The organism is Streptomyces sp. NPDC058683, assembly GCF_042716195.1.
Classification (GTDB): Bacteria; Actinomycetota; Actinomycetes; order Streptomycetales; family Streptomycetaceae; genus Streptomyces.
Map to the genome: position 1 here is coordinate 1 of NZ_JBHXSK010000039.1, position 16951 is coordinate 16951.

The window sequence follows — 16951 nt, forward strand, 5'->3', positions numbered from 1 at the left end:
CCTGCTTGGTTCTTCTCTTTAACCGTTTTCTTGCGGTGCTTGTGTCTGGTTGGGTGCGTGTTGTTGGTTTTGGTGGGCATGGGGGCCGGCGGGGGCTGTGTGTGCCCGGCCCCCACGCCGCCCGGCGTGTTCACCCCGTCGCGCAGCCGGAGCCGTTGAGGGTGAAGGCGGTCGGGGCGGTGTTGGTGGCGCCCTTGTTCGCCAGGAACCCGACGGTCACCGCGCCGCCGACGGGGATGGTGGTGGTGTAGGAGGCGGGCGCGACGGACACCGCGCCACCGGTCTGCTGGGGCGTGCCGCCCCACATGGTGGTGACGGTCTGGCCGTCGGCGAAGGCGAAGCCGAGCCGCCAGCCGTTGATCGCGGTGGTGCCGCCGTTGCCGATGGTCAACTCGCCCTGGAATCCGCCGGGCCACTCCCCCACGACGCGGTAACCGACCGAGCAGGACAGGTCGGCGCCCTTGGCGGTGGTGACGTTCACGGTGGCCGAGCGGGCCGAGCGGTTGCCGGCGGCGTCACGGGCGTAGACGGCGAAGGTGTACGCGGTCTCGGCGGTCAGGCCCGTCACGGTGACGGTGTCGGTGGTGGAGGCGGCAACCGTGGTCTCGGTGGCAGCGCTGACGCGGACGACGTCGTAACCGGTGACGCCCACGTTGTCGGTGGCGGCGCTCCAGGTGAGGGTGGCGGAGGTGGCCGTGACCGCGGAGGCGAGCGGGGTGCCGGGGGCGGTGGGGGCCTGGGTGTCCGGGCTGCCGCCCCCGAAGACGGTCGCCTCCTTGGCGGTCTGGGCGATGCCGTCGACTCCGTTGAAGACGCGCCGGCCCCACGAACTGAGCTGGTTCCGGTCGAAGTCGAGGGCGAGGTCGAGGATCGGGTCGGTGTTGCCGCTCCAGGACCAGGCCAGGTACCCGAGCTTCAGCTGCTGGGCCGCGGCCATCATGGTGTCCTCGTCGGGGTCGCCGTACTGGTCGCCGGGGCCGCCGAACTCGCCGATCAGGAGGGGCAGTCCGGCGTCGACGAAGGCGTCGAGATAGTCGGTGATCTCCTGCGCGGTGTCGAAGACGCTGTACATGTGGATGGAGAAGACCAGGTTGCCGGTGGGGTCGGCGGCGTAGACGGACCGGGCGTTGGCGCGCATGACGCCCTGCCAGTCCTGGCCCCAGTTGGGCGCGTCAACCATGAGGGTGTGTTCGAGTCCGGCGTTGCGGAGCTTCTGGACAGCCGCGATGGTCGGGGCGGTCCAGCCGTCGGGGGCGGTGTTGCCCCAGGGTTCGTTGCCGATGTTGATGACGACGTAGTTCTCCTGGCCGGCGAGCACGTCCTTCAGGCCGATCCAGTAGTCGGCGGCCTCGTCGAGCGTGCCGGCCGCGCCGTCCTCGCCGTAGCCGGTGGTGTCATGCACCTCCAGGACGCAGATGAGCCGGTTCGCCTTGCACTGTGCGACGACGTTCGCCACGTCGGAGGCGCTGTTCGCCGCCCAGCGGTGACCGTCGGCGAGCACCACGCGGACGGTGTTGGCGCCCAGCGCCTTGATGTCGGCGAGGGACTGCTCGGTACGGCCCGCGTACCAGGTGTGCGCGGCGTTGACGCCCCGCATGACGAAGTCGCTGCCGTTGCCCTCGACCAGCCGGCCGGCACTGATGTGCAGACCGGTGGCCTGCACCCCGGGTGACTGGGTACGGGCGGCGGCGGGCAGCGCGGTGCCTGCGAGGACGAGCCCCAGCAGGGTCACCAGGGCGGCCAGCAGACGGGGTAAGGGGTGCTCTCGTGTCGTGCTTCTTGTTCTTCTCACTGCGGCTCCAGGGAGTGAGCGCCAAGAAACTCAGGCATCGGACGGGTGATATGGGAGCGCTCCCATGAACCCACTTCGCCGAGTACACGTCAAGCCGCGAGGTCCACGGCACGGCGCTGACACCCCGGGGCGCCGTCCTGGTGGCCGCCTCCGTCAGCCGCCGGTGCCGGAGCACCGGCGGGATGCGTGCCGTCCGACGGCCCTCGCCTCAGGCGCTGTGGACCCCTACCTCGTACAGCGAGTATCCCCACTCGGTGCCGCGCGCGAGTCCGTGGACACGGACGTAGCGGGCCGGGGTCCCGGTGAACCGCGCCGTGTTCAGGCCGCCGTCGCCGGAGGTGGTGGACCAGGCGGTCTCCCAGTTCGTGCCGTCGGTGGAGAGCTCGACGCGGTACGACCTGCCGTAGGCGCGCTCCCAGTCCAGCGTCACCCGGGAGACCAGGTGGGTGGAGCCCAGGTCGACCTGCCACCACTGGTCGTCGCTCCAGTCGGCGGCCCAGCGCGTGGAGTCGTCGCCGTCGACGGCACGGTCCGGCTGGTAGCTGGTGAACGGGTTCCACTCGGACGAACTGGCGCTCGCCGGACGCCCCTTGGCGAGGTTCACCGAGGCCTGGTGCTGTTCCGTGGCCCGCCAGGTGCCGAGGTAGGACTCGGCGCCCCGGAACAGGTCGGTCACCACGTCCTGGCCGCCGACCTGCCGGATGTCCTCGATCCAGTCGGGGATCATGCCCGCATGGGCGGCGCCGTCGGTGTTGATGTCGAAGGTGCGCTCGCCGGAGGTCTGCCGGTCGATGACCGAGCCCCCGTCGACGCTTCTGAAGGGGTACGTCACCTTGTTCGCGGCGTCCGCGCCGCGCGGGGCGGGGTGGTCGCCGATGCCGTTGAAGTCCGTGCCGTAGCCGTAGCCCACGCCGTACTTGTCGCGCAGTGCCTTGGTCCGCGCCGCCTCCGCGACGAACCCCTCGGAGCCGTGCATGTACTGGGCGACGAAGCCGCCGAGGGAGTAGACTCGCTCGGTCCAGTCCAGGTCCATCCAGCTGTGCGAGGAGATCACGCCGGGGTAGGACTCCGATTCGAGGATGTCCAGCGCCTGGCCCACGGCCTTGACGCCCATGTGGTCGATCTCCAGCATCATCTTGCGTTTCATCATGCCGCGCACCGCGTACTCGCCGAGATCGGTGAGACCGCGTTTGTTGCACTGGGCGTCCGCGTCGTACGCGGGGACGTCCACGCCGGCCGGCAGGTCCGCCTCCGCCGCCGACGACGCGCTCCCGATGGGGTTGTCGTGCTGCGGGCCGGTGCACTTCTCGGTCCCCCAGAAGGTGCCGGTCGACAGGAACTGCCCGACGTTGATGGCCGTCCCGAGGCCGCCCGAGTCGAAGCGGACGCCGCACAGCGCGTTGTCGAACTTGTGGCACAGGAACATGGAGCGGACGCCGAGCGCGTACAGCTCGTCCAGCCCCTTGTCGATGTCGGCCTTGTCGCACTGCGGGATGTCGAGGATCTGCTTGCAGCCGAAGGGCTCGGAGGTCTCCACGCCCAGGACGACGGCCAGCTTGCCCTGCTCGATGACCGCACGCGCCTGCGCGCTGTCGGTGACGATCCGGAACCAGCCCTTACCGGTGCCGCCGTACATCTTGTCGATGTACGCCTGGAGGTCGTACGTCATCTTCGCCTGCAGCCGGATCGACGTCATCTCGTCGCAGCTGCGGTCCTTGAACGGGTAGATCGAGCAGATCATGCCGTTGGTGACGAGGTCGTTGACGAGCACGCGCTGTCCGCCGCGCCAGGCCCGCTCCACCCAGGCGTAGTAGTCGGCCTGATGGGTCATCGAGTCGTACGCCGGCCAGTCCTCGAACGTCGGCCAGCCGACCGGGTCGTGCTTTCCGTCGCCGCCGTGGGTGATGTAGTCGAAGAGCGCGAGTGAGCCGTCGGGGTAGTGCTCGGGGCAGTCCTTCAGGGCGTCGGCGACACCTGCCTCGGAGAAGACCTTGCCGCAGATCAGTCGGCCGCCGAAGGCCTCGTTGCCGAACAGGTGGTTGTGCGCGTCGACGAACCCGCGTACCTCGCCCGTGGCGGTGGTGCCGGTGAACGGCTCGCCGGTGACGTCGATCCCGACGTCCGGGGCGGGGCGTGCGGTCGGGATCCACCAGTCGTTGCCGGCGGCCGAACTCGGGGTGGGCCCGAGGGCCACGGTCAGCACCAGGAGCAGCAACGACAGCACGGTGACGTTTCTGCGTCGGCGGTACGAGCGTCGAGTCTGTGTCACGGCCCACGTCCCTCGGTCGGCGGGAAGGCGCGGTTGGGCAACCCTTGAGGTTGTCATGACCCGCGCAATACCTGGGACGAGGATCCGGTTGTGTGCCTACCGAGTCAAGAGTCCGGGACGCTTGACCTAGTCACTCAACAGTGCTGCTCCCGGGCCCAGTCACCGAGTACGGGGACACACTTCTCGGCGAAGTGCTCGTAGTCGGCCGGGGTGTTGTAGACGTGGGCGGACACGCGCAGGTAGCCGATGCCGTCGAAACTGGTGAAGGCGGCCTCGACGGCGAGCTCGCGGGCCGCCCGGTCGCGCAGCGCGTCGGCCTCGATCCGGCTGCGCCCGAGGCCGTCGGGCAGCCGCACCAGGCGCATGCCGGGGACGGGCATCCCGACGTCGGCCCGGCTGTCCTCACCGGTGAGCCGGGTGAAAGCGGCGCCGATGACGTGAGCGGCGTAGTCCGCCAGCCGGTCCATGTACCGGCGAGCGGCGGACCAGCCCCAGGTGCGCTCGACGAAGTCGAGGGACGCGGGCGCGGCGAGGTAGGAGGTGGCGTCGAGTGTGCCCTGCTGGTCGAAGCGGTCGGGGTACGGGTCCTGGGCGCCCCACGAGTCGATCAGCGGGTGGAGCAGGTCGCGCAGGGGCCCGCGGGCGACCAGAGCCGCGGTGCCGCGCGGAGCACAGCCCCATTTGTGGAGGTTGCCGGTCCAGAAGTCGTACGTCGCGTCGGCGAGCGGCGTGCCGAGCAGACCCGGCGAGTGGGCGCCGTCCACGAGCACCGGTACGCCCTGCCGGCGTGCCGCCGCGCCGATCCGCTCGACCGGCAGCCGGCGTGCGGTCGCCGACGTGATCTGGTCGACCACGACGAGGTCGGTGGCCTCGCCGATCTCGGCGGTCACGGCCTCGTAGGCCTCGTCCTCGTCCGCGCCGAGCGGTACCCGCGCGGTGCGCACCCGGCCACCCCAGCGGCGTGCCAGTCTTTCGGCTCCCATGGTGACGGCCCCGTAGCCGTGGTCGGTGACGACGATCTCCCCGCCGCGGTGGCGTGCGAGGGCGTTGTAGACCACGCTGGCGCCGGCGCTGGCGTTGGGCACCAGAGCGAGGTCACCGGCGTCGACGCGCAGGAAGTCGGCGAGCTCGACGCGGGTGGCGGCGAGCCGGCCGGGCAGCTCCGGGAACCACACCACCGGCGCGCGCTCCATCTCGGCGCGCAGCTGCGCCTGCCGCGCCTGCGCGACCAGCGGAACGGCGCCGAACGAGCCGTGGTTCAGGTGTCGCAAGGCCGGGTCCAGCGACCACGCGCCGGCGGCGGGTTGGCCGTCGGCCAGCAGCAGGGGGTGCGGCGCGACGGCCACCTCGGTCTCACTCACGTCAGGAAGCCTCCGGGAACACAGCGGTCACCCGGCATCCTGACACGGCGGTGATCGTTCCCCGGGGCCGGGTCGGCAGCGGGCCCTGCCGCCGGAACAGGGGCCGCCATCGAGGCGTGGGGACGTGCCGACCGCTCTCTCAGCGCGTTGCGGCGCTCATTCCACGGGCCACGTGTGGGCCGCCGCGTTCAGGTGCATGTAGTCCATGTACGTGGTGGTCATCCGCCGCAGCGCTTCGCCACGGTCGCAGGTGCCGGTCCGCTCCAGGTGGTGGACCGTCTCCGCCTGCCACAGGGCGCCGTTGCGGGCGTTCACGCAGCGCTGCTCGATGATGCCCAGCATGGGCTCGCGCCAGGAGGTGTCCAGGCCGGCCAGCTCCAGGCCCCGGTGCGCCAGCGGCAGCAGGCGTCTGAGCACCAGTTCCGTGACGGGTACCTCGCCCACCCCCGGCCAGTAAAGGCGGGCGTCGATGCCGTCACGGGCCGCCGCGTGCAGGTTCTCCTCGGCGACCGCGAAGGACATCCGTGACCACACCGGACGGTCCTCGTCCACGAGGGCGCGCGTCAGGCCGTAGTAGAGGGCGCCGTTGGCGATGGTGTCGGCCACGGTGGGGCCGGCGGGCAGGACGCGGTTCTCGATGCGCAGGTGCGGCCCGCTGTCGGTGACGGCGTAGACGGGGCGGTTCCAGCGGTAGATCGTGCCGTTGTGCAGCGTGAGTTCTCCGAGCTGTGGCACTCCGCCCGCGTCGAGGACCTGCCGCGGGTCCTCGTCGTCGCACAGGGGCAGGAGCGCCGGGAAGTAGCGCACGTTCTCCTCGAACAGGTCGAAGACACTGGTGATCCACCGCTCTCCGAACCACACCCGCGGCCGTACCCCCTGGGCCTTGATCTCCTCGGGGCGGGTGTCGGTGGCCTGCTCGAACAAGGGGATGCGGGTCTCGCGCCACAGTTCCCTGCCGAAGAGGAAGGGCGAGTTGGCGGCGAGGGCGATCTGTACGCCCGCGATCGCCTGGGCGGCGTTCCAGTAGGCCGCGAAGTCCTTGGGGGCCACCTGCAGATGGAACTGGGTGCTGGTGCAGGCGGCCTCGGGGGTGATCGCGTCGGCGTACATCGAAAGGCGATCCACGCCCTCAAGGCCGATCCGCAGGTCCTCGCCGCGCGCCGCGAAGATCTGCTCGTTCAGCAGCCGGTAGCGCGGATCGCCGGACAAGGACGCCTCGCCCACGTGCAGCTCGCCCAGCGTCGGCAGGATCCCGATCATGATCAGGTGGGCGCCCACCGTCGCGGCGCGGTCCTCGGCGTGGTTGAGCGCGTCGCGGATCGTCTGCTCCCAGGCGCCGGGGCCACCGGAGGTCAGCTGCCGGGGCGGGATGTCGATCTCCAGGTTGAAGCGGCCCAGCTCGCTCGACCAGGCGGGGTCGGCGATCGCCCGCAGCACCTCGGTGTTCCGCATCGCCGGCAGCCCGTCGTCGTCCACCAGGTTGAGCTCGATCTCCATGCCGACCTGGGGGCGCTCGCTCTCGAAGCCCGACCCGCGCAGCATCTGCCCCAGTACGTCGAGACAGGTGTACATCTTCTCGCGGTACCGGCGCCGGTCCTCCCGTGTGAACACCCGGGCCGGCACATCACGTCCCATCGGGCCCTCCCGGGTCCCCTCGGCGGATGCCTGTCGTCCCAGCGTCGCACCTCCCGGGCGTCCCGGACACTCGCCGACCCGCCGGCTCACGGGGTGCGTTCGGCAGCGAGGCGCAGAGTGACCGGCCGGCCCTCTCCAGCTTTTTAGCCCATGCATGCCAAAAAAGGCCGGCGGTTCCCAGGGAGTCACGGGTGCGGCCGGGACACCGACCTCCGTGGACGGTCCCCGTCGCCGGTGGAGGGGCGTCGCCGCGGGTACGGATCAAGGACCCCGATGGCCGTCGAGCTTCACACAGGGCCGCGGGACCTCGCCGGCCGGCTGCTGCGCCGCCTCGGGCGGACGGCCCGGTGGCGGCGGAGCATCCGGCCGTCGTCTTCGACGGTCTCGACCTGAACGCCGCCCTCCGGTCCGACCGGCCGCGCCCGGACGTCGTCCGCCCGGTCCCGCGCCGGCGCCTCTCGGGGCGGCCCGGCGCATCACCCGGCTGCCGTCCGGACGCCTCCTCGACAGGGCGCGGGCTCGCGGCCGTTCACGTCAGTCGCGGTCCGGGCGGACGGCGAGTTCGGTCTCCACCAGCCGGTTCAGATGCCGGCGGGCGTCCTGGGTGCTGAGTGGCGGCGTCTGGCGCAGCCGCTGGAGGGCGAGGCCGTCGGCGAGGGCGGCGAAGCGGACGGTGAAGCCGTCGAGGTCGGCGGCGGCGAACTCCCCGTCCGCGACACCCCGTTCCACCAGGGCGCGGATCTGCCGGTGCCAGGCGGTGTAGCGCTCGGCCTGGCCACGGGTGAACGCCTCGTCGGTGTCCGGGTCACCGGCGTTCCAGTAGTCGAACCACATCCGCCAGTGCCGGTCGGTGTCCTCGGTGAAGAGGGCGTCGACGAGCAGCCGCAGCGCCTCGGCACCGCTGCCGGCCTGCTCGGCGGCCTCGCTGAGCGCCGCGTAGTACCGCTCGATGTGCAGGACCATGGCCTCGGACAGGATCTCCTGGACGCTGCCGAAGTGGTAGGTGACCGTGCCGACGGAGACTCCGGCCGCCGCCGCCACGTCCCGGACGCCCACCGAGGCGTAGCCGCGCTCCGCGATCAGCGGGACGGCCGCCTCGACGATCAGCCGGCGGCGGACCTCGGTGGGCTGGCGGGTGCGGTCGGCGGCGGCGACGGCACGGCGCGGGGTCTTCGCGGCGCGCTGCGGCTTGGCGGCGGTCATCCGGACGTCCTCGCGCTGGTGTGGTGCCAGGAGCGCTTGGCCACTGTCTCTCCGTTCGCCCGTGCCTCGATACGGCTGTCCATGACGAAGTCCGCGGCCGTGGCGCGCAGCTCCGTACGCGTGATGATCTCAGCGTCGTAGTCGTCGCCGCGCCGCAGCCGGATCCGCCACTGCGACACGGCGCTCGCCGACAGCGGGTCGGCGGCACGGATGCGGTAGGTCTCGCGCGCGCTCTCCTCGTAGCGGAGCCCGTCCGGATACGTCCGTGATCCGCCGTAGTTGGGGTCGACCTCCAGGGTCCACTCCCCCGCCGCCACGTCGTGCGTGACGAGCCGTTCGGGTCGCGGCTCGGCGGGCCGGTCGTAGGTGACCGGCAGCGGTGGCGCCTGTTCCGGTTCCTCGAAGAGGATCGGCGGTTCCTCGACGGCCGCCCGCACGGGCAGGAGTACGGCGCTGTCGGCGGGTACGACCCGCAGCTCGCCGCGCTCACCGTGCGGCCACACCCACGGCCAGTACGCGTCGGAGACGGCGACCCGGACCCGGTGGCCGGGCGGGAAGGCGTAGCCGATGCCGGTGAGTTCGACCTCGACGTCCTCGTAGGTCCCCGGGGTCCACTCGACCGCCTTGTCGCGGCCGTACCTGCTCAGCAGGTTGAGCACTCCCCGGGTGACCAGCGTCGAGGAGCCGTCGGGAGCGACGTCGCAGAGCCGGACGATGACGTGGGCGCGCGGGGTGGCGCTGTCCAGGCGCAGCCGGACGCGCGGCCGGCCGAGGATCTCGACGCGCTCGGCGAGGGGTTCGGAGTCGAAGCACACCGAACGGCCGTCCTCCTCGCGCTGGTCGGGCGGCAGGTCGCTCGCGTTGCCGAAGGGGAAGAACCGGCCGGCGTCCAGGCCGGTGTGGAGCGGGGAACGGACCAGGACCGGGGTCCGGGAGCCGGGAGCGAGGGCGCGCTCGCTCCGTGTCACCTGCGGGGAGGGCCAGTCGGTCTCCCCCACCCAGCGGCCCGGCATCGTGTCGTACGAAGTGGCGGGCGGGACCGGGTCGTTGATCCAGGCGCGCAGCAGCGGTTCGCACAGTACGCCCGTGTCGGTGTCCTTGAGGTGCTGGTCCCACCAGCGCAGGGTCTCCTGGAGGAAGCCGATCGCCGGGCCGGGCGGCAGGCCGCGGTCGGGGTACTGGTGGGACCAGGGGCCGATCAGGCCGCGCACCCGGTCGGCCGGGAGGTGCTCGACGAGGCGCAGCACGGTGTCGCGGTACGGGTCGTGCCAGCCGCCGACCGCGAGGACGGCGGCGTCGATGGCGGTGTAGTCCTCGCAGACGCTGCCGTGCCGCCAGTAGGCGTCGCGCTCCTGGTGGTCGAGCCAGGTGTGCAGGAAGGGCTCGAGGGTGTCGAGGCGTTCGCGCCACATGGGCAGCCAGCGGTCGGTGCCGACGCTCGCCGGGTCCGGGGGGCGGGAGGCGAAGGCGAGCATGGTGCCGGCCCAGGCGAGCATGTCGATGCCGAGGACGGCGCCGCCGGTGTAGTGGACGTCGTTGTCGTAGCGGTCGTCGGTGGAGCAGACGGTGACGACCGCCTTGAGCGGCTCGGGGGCGAGGGCCGCTATCTGGAGGGCGTTGAAGCCGCCCCAGGAGATGCCGAACATGCCGACCTTGCCGGTGCACCAGGGCTGTGCGGCAAGCCAGTTGACGACGTCGACGCCGTCCGCGAGCTCCTGGGCGTCGTACTCGTCGCCGGGGGTGCCCTCGCTGTCGCCGTGGCCGCGGATGTCGACGCGTACGGAGGCGTAGCCGTGTCCGGCGTACCAGGGGTGGCGCTGGGCGTCGCGGGGCGCGGTCCAGTCGCTCTTGCGGTACGGGAGGTATTCGAGCAGCGCGGGCACCGGGTCGGACCCGGCGTCCGCGGGCCGCCAGATGCGCGCGTGCAGCCGGGTGCCGCCGTCCCGGGTGGGGATCCAGACGTCCTCGCGGACGACCTGGCGCTCGAACTGGTCGCGGTACTTCACGAAACTCCTTCGGCCACGGGGGCGTTGACGGGCTGCCAGCGGCGGACGCGATGGCCGTCCCCGAGGTCCGTCCAGAGGTCGTCCGCCTCGGCGGCGTCCGTCCAGTCCGGGGCGTCGTCGGTCAGGGGCGGTGCGTCGGGGTCGGGTTCGAGGGCGGCCGCCATCAGCCGGCGGGTGTAGGGGTGGCCGGGTGCGTCGAAGACGGCTTCCGTGGGGCCTTCCTCGACGACGACTCCGTGCCGCAGTACGACGACGCGGTCGGCGATGCCGCGTACCACGGCGAGGTCGTGGCTGATGAACAGGCAGGCCAGGTCGCGTTCGCGGCGCAGGTCGTCGAGGAGGCGCAGCACCTCGGCCTGGACGGAGACGTCCAGGGCGGTGGTGATCTCGTCGGCGATCAGGACGTCCGGTTCTCCGGCCAGCGCCCGTGCGATGCCGATGCGCTGGCGCTGTCCGCCGGAGAGCTGGGCGGGCAGCCGGTCGGCGAGGGCCGGGTCCAGGCGTACGTCGGCGATGAGCCGGCGGGCCTGTTCGGCGGTCTCGGTGCGGCCGGTCGCGGTGCCGAAGAACCGCAGCGGGCGGCGCACGGCGTCGCCGACGGAGCGGCGGGGGTTGAGGGAGGTGTCCGCGTTCTGGAAGACCAGCTGGACCCGGCGCCGCAATGACAGGGGCCGCTGGAGCGCGGGGCGGGCCAGGTCGCCGGCCTCGTGGGTCATGGTGCCGCCGGAGGGGGTGCGCAGGCCCGCCAGGGTCCAGGCCAGCGTGGACTTGCCGCTGCCCGACTCGCCGACGAGGGCGAGGACCTCACCGCGGCGGACGTCGAAGGAGACCCCGTGCACGGCGCGGGTGCTGCCGTAGTCGATGGTGACGTCGCTCGCGGCGACCGCGACCGGTGAGCCGTCCGGGACCACGGCCTTGGCGCGGACCGTGCGTTCGCCCGCCTCGTCCACGACCGCGAGACCGGCGTCGTCCAGCCGCGGCACGCTCGCCAGCAGCCGCTTCGTGTACGGGTCCTGGGGCGCGGTGAACAGCCGCCGGGTGGCCGCCGACTCCACCACCCGGCCGGTCTTGAGGACGCACACCTCGTCGGCCAGGTGGGCGACGACGCCGAGGTCGTGGCTCACCAGGACGGCGGCCAGGCCGAGTTCGTCGCGCAGGGCGGCGATCAGGTCCAGGACGCTGCGCTGGGTGATGACGTCCAGGCCGGTGGTCGGCTCGTCGAGGACCAGGACCTTGGGGCGGGCGGCGACGGCCATGGCGATGGCGACGCGCTGCTGCTGGCCGCCGGACAGCTCGTGCGGGTAGCGGCGGGCCAGGTCGGCGGGGCGTGGCAGCCGGACCTGTTCCAGGAGTTCGACGACGGGTACGGCGCCGCCCGCCTCCGCGATCTGCCGCCCGATCCGCATGGTCGGGGTCAGCGCCTGCCCGGCGTTCTGGGCGACCATGGCGACGGTCCCGCCGCGCAGCCGCCGCAGCTGCGGTGCGGGCAGCGCGAACACGTCCTGTCCGTCGACGTGGACGCTGCCGCCGGTGATCCGGGAGCCGTGCCGCAGATGGCCGAGGAGGGTGGCGGCGACCGTGGACTTGCCGCTGCCGGACTCGCCGACGAGGGCGAGGGTCCGGCCCGGCGCCACCTCGAGGGACACCTCGTGCACGACCGGGACGTCGCGGCCGCCCGAACGGTAGGCGACGGAGAGGGAGTCGACGGAGACGACGGAGGTGACGGGGTCGGCGGAGACTGCAGAGGTCATCAGGAACCCTCCCTGATCCGGTCCACGCCCCACGCCTTGGACAGGCCGTCGGCCGCGAGGTTGAGCCCGACCACGAGGGTGGCCAGGGCGATGATCGGCGCGAGGCTCGCCATCGGGACGACGGTGATGGCGGTGCGGTTCTCGGCGACCATCAACCCCCAGTCGGGGGTCGGCGGGTCGGCGCCGAAGCCGAGGAAGGACAGCGAGGAGATCAGCAGCACCACCCAGGAGGCGCGCATCGCGAACTCCACGCAGACCACGTCGGTGATGTTCGGCAGGACCTCGCTGCGCAGGATCGCCCAGGTGCTCTCGCCGCGGGCGCGGGCGGCGGTGACGTAGTCCATGGGGACGACGGCCAGCGCGGCGCCGCGCACAACCCGGACGACCTGGGGGACGTAGACGACGGCGATGGCGAGGACGATCACGGCGGGCCCGGTGCCGAGCGCGGTGACGACGACGAGCAGGGCGAGGATCGACGGCACGGACAGGATCGCGTCGAGGACCCGGCCGAGCAGGTCGTCGAACCAGCCGCCGCGCAGGGCGGCCGCGCAGCCGATCACGGTGCCGAGGGCGACGGTGATCAGGGTGGCGGCGACGGAGACGCCGAGCGCGTACCGGCCGCCGTACAGCACCCGGGCGAGGACGTCGCGGCCGTACTGGTCGGTGCCCGCCCAGTGCTCCCAGCTGGAGCCGAGCAGGGCGTGCGAGGCGTCGTTGGCGATGGGGTCGTAGGAGGTGAGGAGCGGGGCGAGCACCGCGACCAGGATGTGCGCGGCGACGACGGCCAGGCCCACCAGGGCGGTGCGGGAGGAGCGCAGGCCGCGCCAGGCGCGGGCGGCGGGGTGCGGGGCCGCCGGAGCGGTGGCCGGGGCGGCCGGGGTGGTGTCGAGCGCGGTCATCGGGTCCTCCCTCGGGTGCGGAGCCTGGGGTTGAGGGCCATGGCGCCGAGGTCCGCGGCGAGGTTGCAGACGACGTAGATCACGGCGCTGACGAGGGCGATGGCCTGGATGACGGGCAGGTCGCGGTTCTGCACGGAGGAGAGCATCAGCTTTCCGATGCCGGGGTAGTTGAAGACGTTCTCGACGACGGCGACCCCGCCCGCGAGCCAGGCGACGTTGAGGGCGATCACGTGCAGGGTGGGCAGCAGGGCGCTGGGCAGGGCGTGCCGGGTGACGACCCGCCAGGTGGACAGACCCTTGAGGCGGGCGGTGGTGACGTATTCGCCGGCCAGCACGTCGATGACGGAGGTACGGGCCATCCGCACGATGTAGGCGGCCATGACGACGGCGAGGGCGAGCGCGGGCAGCCACACGGCGGGCAGGAGCTGGCCGACGCTGGCCTCGGGTCCGTAGAGGACGACCGCGGGGAACCAGGGCAGCGCGACGGAGAAGCACAGCACCAGCACGGTGGCGACCACGAACTCGGGGACGCTCATGCCGACCAGGCTGACGGTGGAGATGAGGTGGTCGGGCCAGCGGTCCCGGTACAGGCCGGCCAGGACGCCCAGGGCGAGGGAGCCGGTCACCGCGAACAGGACGGTGACGAGGGCGATGAGCGCGGAGTTGCCGAGGTACTGGGCGACTTCGCCGCCGACGCCCTTGCCGGAGACGAGCGAGGTGCCGAAGTCGCCGTGCAGGGCGCCCCTGACCCAGTCGAGGTAGCGCTCCCAGGCGGGCCGGTCGAGGCCGAGCTGGTCACGGAGGGCGGCGACGGCGTCCGGGGTGGCGTCCTTGCCGAGGATCTGGGTGGCCACGTCGCCCGGCAGCGCCTGTACGGCGAGGAAGACGAGGACCGAGGAGAGGAACAGCGTGCCGACGGCCGAGGCCAGCCGGCGCAGGGTGAACGACAGCATGCTCAGGCTCCCTTCACGCCGATGTTGAGGTAGTCGAACTCGAAGCCGTGCTCGGCGTAACCGCGGACCTTGCGGGAGATGCCGACCAGCCGGTCGGCGAACATCGGGGTCATCGCCCCGCCGCGCTCGACGACCAGCCGCTGCGCCTCGCCGTACAGTTCACGGCGCTCGGTGTCGTCGGTCTCGGCGCGGGCCCGGTCCAGGACGGCGTCGAACTCCTTGTCGGACCAGGCGGTCTCGTTGTAGGAGGAGCCGCTGCGGAAGATCTGGGTGAAGAGCTGGTCGACGGGCCGCCCGGTGAACCAGTAGGTGGCCATCAGCGGCTTCTTCATCCAGATCTGCGTGTAGTACGAGTCCGCGGCGGCCGTCCTGACCCGGACCCGGATGCCGGCGCGCTTGGCGGAGTCCTGGTAGGCAAGGGCCATCGGCGTGAACAGCGGGTCGTAGGAGGAGGTGTAGAGGTCGACGGCGAGGCCCTCGTGCCCGGCCTGCTTGAGGAGGTGGCGGGCCTGCTCGGGGTCGTGCGCGGGGTGCGCGGAGATGTGGGCGGGGTCGGTGGGGGGTACGGGGTTGTCCCAGCCGGCGCTGCCCGCGCCCTGGAGCGCGACCTTCACGACCTGCTCCGGGTCGTAGGCGAGCTTCATCGCCTGCCGGACCCGGACGTCGGTGAAGGGCTTCTCGGTGGTGAGCATCGGCAGCACGTACCACTGCGCGTCCTTCACCCGGGCGATGGTGGCCCGGTCGGAGGCGGCGACGACCCGGGCGGTGGCGAAGTCGAGGTTGGTCTGGGACAGCAGGTCCACCTGGCCGGCGAGCAGGGCGTTGGAGCGGGCGGACATGTCGGCGACCGAGTAGAAGGCGATCGCGTCGAGGACCGGGCGGCCGGCCCAGTGGTCCCGGAACGCGGTGACCCGGCCGGGACCCGCCGGGGTGAACGACTCCAGCTTGAAGGGGCCGGTGCCGATGCCGGTGCGGCCGATGCCCTTGGCGCTGCCGTCCGGGACGACATAGCAGTTGTAGTGCGTCAGCAGACTCGGGAACTCGGCGTTCGGGGCCTTCAGGGGGACGACGAGGGTGTGGGCGTCGGGGGTGCGCAGGGTGCCCGGGTCGACGAGCGGGGCGAGGACGGCGGCCTGGGGTGAGGCGGTCGCCCTGGCGAGGATGTGCCGCAGCGTGTAGGCGGCGTCGGCGGAGGTGAAGGCACGTCCGTCGTGGAAGGTGACGCCCTTGCGCAGCCGGAAGGTCCAGGTGCGTGCCTTGGCGTCGGGCTCCCACGACTCGGCGAGGTCGGGGGCGAGTTCGCCGTCCGCGCCGACGCGGACCAGCCGGTTGTAGAGGGCGCCGAGATATTCGTACGCCGACAGGGAGCTGGCCGGATCGAGGGTCTCGGCGTCGGAGGCCGGGGGCCGGGCGATGCGCAGGGTGCCGCCGGCGTCGGGGGTGCCCTTCAGTGCGGCAGCCGTCAGGTCGGGGGCGGCGGCTGCCCCCGTACAGCCGGTGAGCAGCCAGGACGCGCCGAGCGAAGCCGCGCCGGCCACGCCCGCGGCAAGCACCGAGCGGCGCCTCGGCAGGTGGATGTCGGACATGGACCGACCGTCTCTCTCGTTATTCGTTCACCGGAACGATTGAGTGAAGTTCGTGAACGATAACCAGGAGACGACTTCCAGCCAACCCTTCGGACGTGGAAATTAACCTCGCGAAACGGATCAGTAACGAGATCGTGCGAGGCGAGGGCTGTGGAGACGGCGGGGCCACCCGGCGCGGACGAGGCGCATCGTGCGGGCCGTCGCCGAGACGCCGCCGTCCGAGGGGACCGCCGGATACGGGACGCGCCCGGTCGCACTCGCCCCGCCGGGCGGAGGCCGAACGCCGTCCGCCGCCTTCGGACGCCGGGTGAGGGGCGCGGTGGGGTGGTGTTGAATACGGCTCCATGAGCGAGAGCGGGCGTGCGGCGAGCCGGACGGCGGTCCTGGTCTGTCAGGGGCGGGCGGCGGCGGACGGGAGGATCGCCGCGGGCCGGTTCACGGATCCGGTGGCGGTACGGCTGCTGCGCGCCGCGGAGCGCGTGCCCGTGGACGAGGTGCGCGCGGGCACGGTGCCGGAGGGCTGGCAGGCACGCGTCGCGTACGAGGGTGTGCGGGCCTGCGCCGACGTGGTCGCGCCGCGGACGGTCGCGATCGACGAGGCACTGCGCGCCCGCCCGACCGGCCAGCTCGTGATCCTCGGCGCCGGTCTGGACACCCGCGCGTGGCGGCTGCCCGAGCTGGCGCGGACGGAGGTGTGGGAGGTCGACCATCCGGCCTCCCAGCAGGACAAGCGCGCCCGCCTTGCCGTCGCCGAGGAGTTGCCGGCCCTCGCCCGTGCCGTACGGTTCACGCCGGTCGACTTCGCCGTCGACGATCTCGGTGCGGTGCTGGATACGGCCGGGCACGACCCGTCCGCCCCGACGACATGGCTGTGGGAGGGCGTCGTGCCGTACCTCACGCGCGACGAGGTCCGGGCGACGGTCGCCGCGCTCGCCCCGCGGTCGGCCCCGGGCAGCGCGCTCGTCGTCAACTACCAGGCGCCGTCGGCCAGGGCGGCCGTCGGCCGGCTGCTGGCACGCCTGCTCCGCAGTTCCATGACGTCGGGCGAGCCGTGGCGCTCGCTGTGGCGGCCGCGGCGGATGGCCGCGCTGCTGGCGGAGTACGGCCTGCGGGTGGTGTCGGACGACGATCTCCTCACGCTCGCGCACACCTTGGGCAGCCCGGCGCAGCGGCGGTCGCCCCTGCGGTCCGGCCGCGTGGCGGTCGCGGAGTGCCACCGCGGGTGAACCCGCCGGTGCGGGCCGGTGACGTCGTGCAGGCGTCACGTGACGTCGCACCAGGGTGGTGTGACACGTCGTGGGCCGGGGCTCTCGCTCGTCGGGGACACCGTCTCCGCCAGGGATCGGAACGTGACGTCCGTCCTGCGTGCCCGGCGGCGGAACCGGTGCGCGGCCCGCGTGCGCATCCCCTGTACGAATCCTGTTTGCCCGTTGCACGCTTTCCCCGTGTCTGATGACGGGCGGTCGTGCACGCGGCGGGTGCGATCCCGTGCGTCC

General features: G+C 72.4%; 11 protein-coding genes. 1 reads left to right on the forward strand and 10 read right to left on the reverse strand.

What is annotated here, in order from left to right; genetic code table 11:
* Positions 1-130: 130 nt before the first annotated feature.
* The 10 genes from ACFWXC_RS35360 to ACFWXC_RS35405 form a co-directional block, all read right to left on the reverse strand.
* Positions 131-1792: a cellulase family glycosylhydrolase gene (locus tag ACFWXC_RS35360; RefSeq protein WP_384485177.1), complete on the reverse strand. Its 1662-nt coding sequence runs from the start codon at positions 1790-1792 to the stop codon at positions 131-133.
* Between the two features lie 208 nt (positions 1793-2000).
* A complete protein-coding gene (locus ACFWXC_RS35365) occupies positions 2001-4061 on the reverse strand; it encodes a discoidin domain-containing protein (RefSeq protein WP_384485179.1) in 2061 nt (686 codons plus the stop codon).
* Between the two features lie 134 nt (positions 4062-4195).
* Positions 4196-5422 (reverse strand): aminotransferase class V-fold PLP-dependent enzyme, encoded by a 1227-nt coding sequence (locus tag ACFWXC_RS35370; protein WP_384485181.1) that lies wholly within the window; start codon positions 5420-5422, stop codon positions 4196-4198.
* A 156-nt stretch (positions 5423-5578) separates the two neighbouring features.
* Entirely contained in the window at positions 5579-7057 is a 1479-nt protein-coding gene (locus ACFWXC_RS35375) for a glutamate--cysteine ligase (protein WP_384485183.1), read from the reverse strand.
* Between the two features lie 534 nt (positions 7058-7591).
* A complete protein-coding gene (locus ACFWXC_RS35380) occupies positions 7592-8260 on the reverse strand; it encodes a TetR/AcrR family transcriptional regulator (protein WP_384485185.1) in 669 nt (222 codons plus the stop codon).
* Positions 8257-10266, reverse strand: coding sequence for a CocE/NonD family hydrolase (locus ACFWXC_RS35385; RefSeq protein ID WP_384485187.1), 2010 nt, complete (start codon positions 10264-10266; stop codon positions 8257-8259). The genes ACFWXC_RS35380 and ACFWXC_RS35385 overlap by 4 nt, the downstream gene beginning before the upstream one ends.
* Entirely contained in the window at positions 10263-12017 is a 1755-nt protein-coding gene (locus ACFWXC_RS35390; RefSeq protein WP_384485189.1) for a dipeptide ABC transporter ATP-binding protein, read from the reverse strand. The genes ACFWXC_RS35385 and ACFWXC_RS35390 overlap by 4 nt, the downstream gene beginning before the upstream one ends.
* Positions 12017-12916 carry an ABC transporter permease gene (locus ACFWXC_RS35395; RefSeq protein ID WP_384485191.1) on the reverse strand — a complete coding sequence of 300 codons (900 nt, stop codon included), beginning with the start codon at positions 12914-12916 and terminating at the stop codon, positions 12017-12019. Before ACFWXC_RS35395 ends, ACFWXC_RS35390 begins: the two co-directional genes overlap by 1 nt.
* Entirely contained in the window at positions 12913-13869 is a 957-nt protein-coding gene (locus ACFWXC_RS35400; RefSeq protein WP_384485193.1) for an ABC transporter permease, read from the reverse strand. Before ACFWXC_RS35400 ends, ACFWXC_RS35395 begins: the two co-directional genes overlap by 4 nt.
* 2 nt (positions 13870-13871) lie before the next feature.
* Positions 13872-15455, reverse strand: coding sequence for an ABC transporter substrate-binding protein (locus tag ACFWXC_RS35405; RefSeq protein ID WP_384485195.1), 1584 nt, complete (start codon positions 15453-15455; stop codon positions 13872-13874).
* A gap of 344 nt (positions 15456-15799) precedes the next feature.
* Here ACFWXC_RS35405 and ACFWXC_RS35410 point away from each other — a divergent pair, with 344 nt between their 5' ends.
* Positions 15800-16681 (forward strand): class I SAM-dependent methyltransferase, encoded by an 882-nt coding sequence (locus ACFWXC_RS35410; RefSeq protein ID WP_384485197.1) that lies wholly within the window; start codon positions 15800-15802, stop codon positions 16679-16681.
* Positions 16682-16951 lie beyond the last annotated feature (270 nt).

Bases quoted from the DNA above. Each gene is read 5' to 3' on its own strand.
- ACFWXC_RS35395 (WP_384485191.1), bottom strand. From the start codon at position 12,916: ATGACCGCGCTCGACACCACCCCGGCCGCCCCGGCCACCGCTCCGGCG.
- ACFWXC_RS35375 (WP_384485183.1), bottom strand. From the start codon at position 7,057: ATGGGACGTGATGTGCCGGCCCGGGTGTTCACACGGGAGGACCGGCGC.
- ACFWXC_RS35405 (WP_384485195.1), bottom strand. From the start codon at position 15,455: ATGTCCGACATCCACCTGCCGAGGCGCCGCTCGGTGCTTGCCGCGGGC.
- ACFWXC_RS35380 (WP_384485185.1), bottom strand. From the start codon at position 8,260: ATGACCGCCGCCAAGCCGCAGCGCGCCGCGAAGACCCCGCGCCGTGCC.
- ACFWXC_RS35410 (WP_384485197.1), top strand. From the start codon at position 15,800: ATGAGCGAGAGCGGGCGTGCGGCGAGCCGGACGGCGGTCCTGGTCTGT.
- ACFWXC_RS35390 (WP_384485189.1), bottom strand. From the start codon at position 12,017: ATGACCTCTGCAGTCTCCGCCGACCCCGTCACCTCCGTCGTCTCCGTC.
- ACFWXC_RS35400 (WP_384485193.1), bottom strand. From the start codon at position 13,869: ATGCTGTCGTTCACCCTGCGCCGGCTGGCCTCGGCCGTCGGCACGCTG.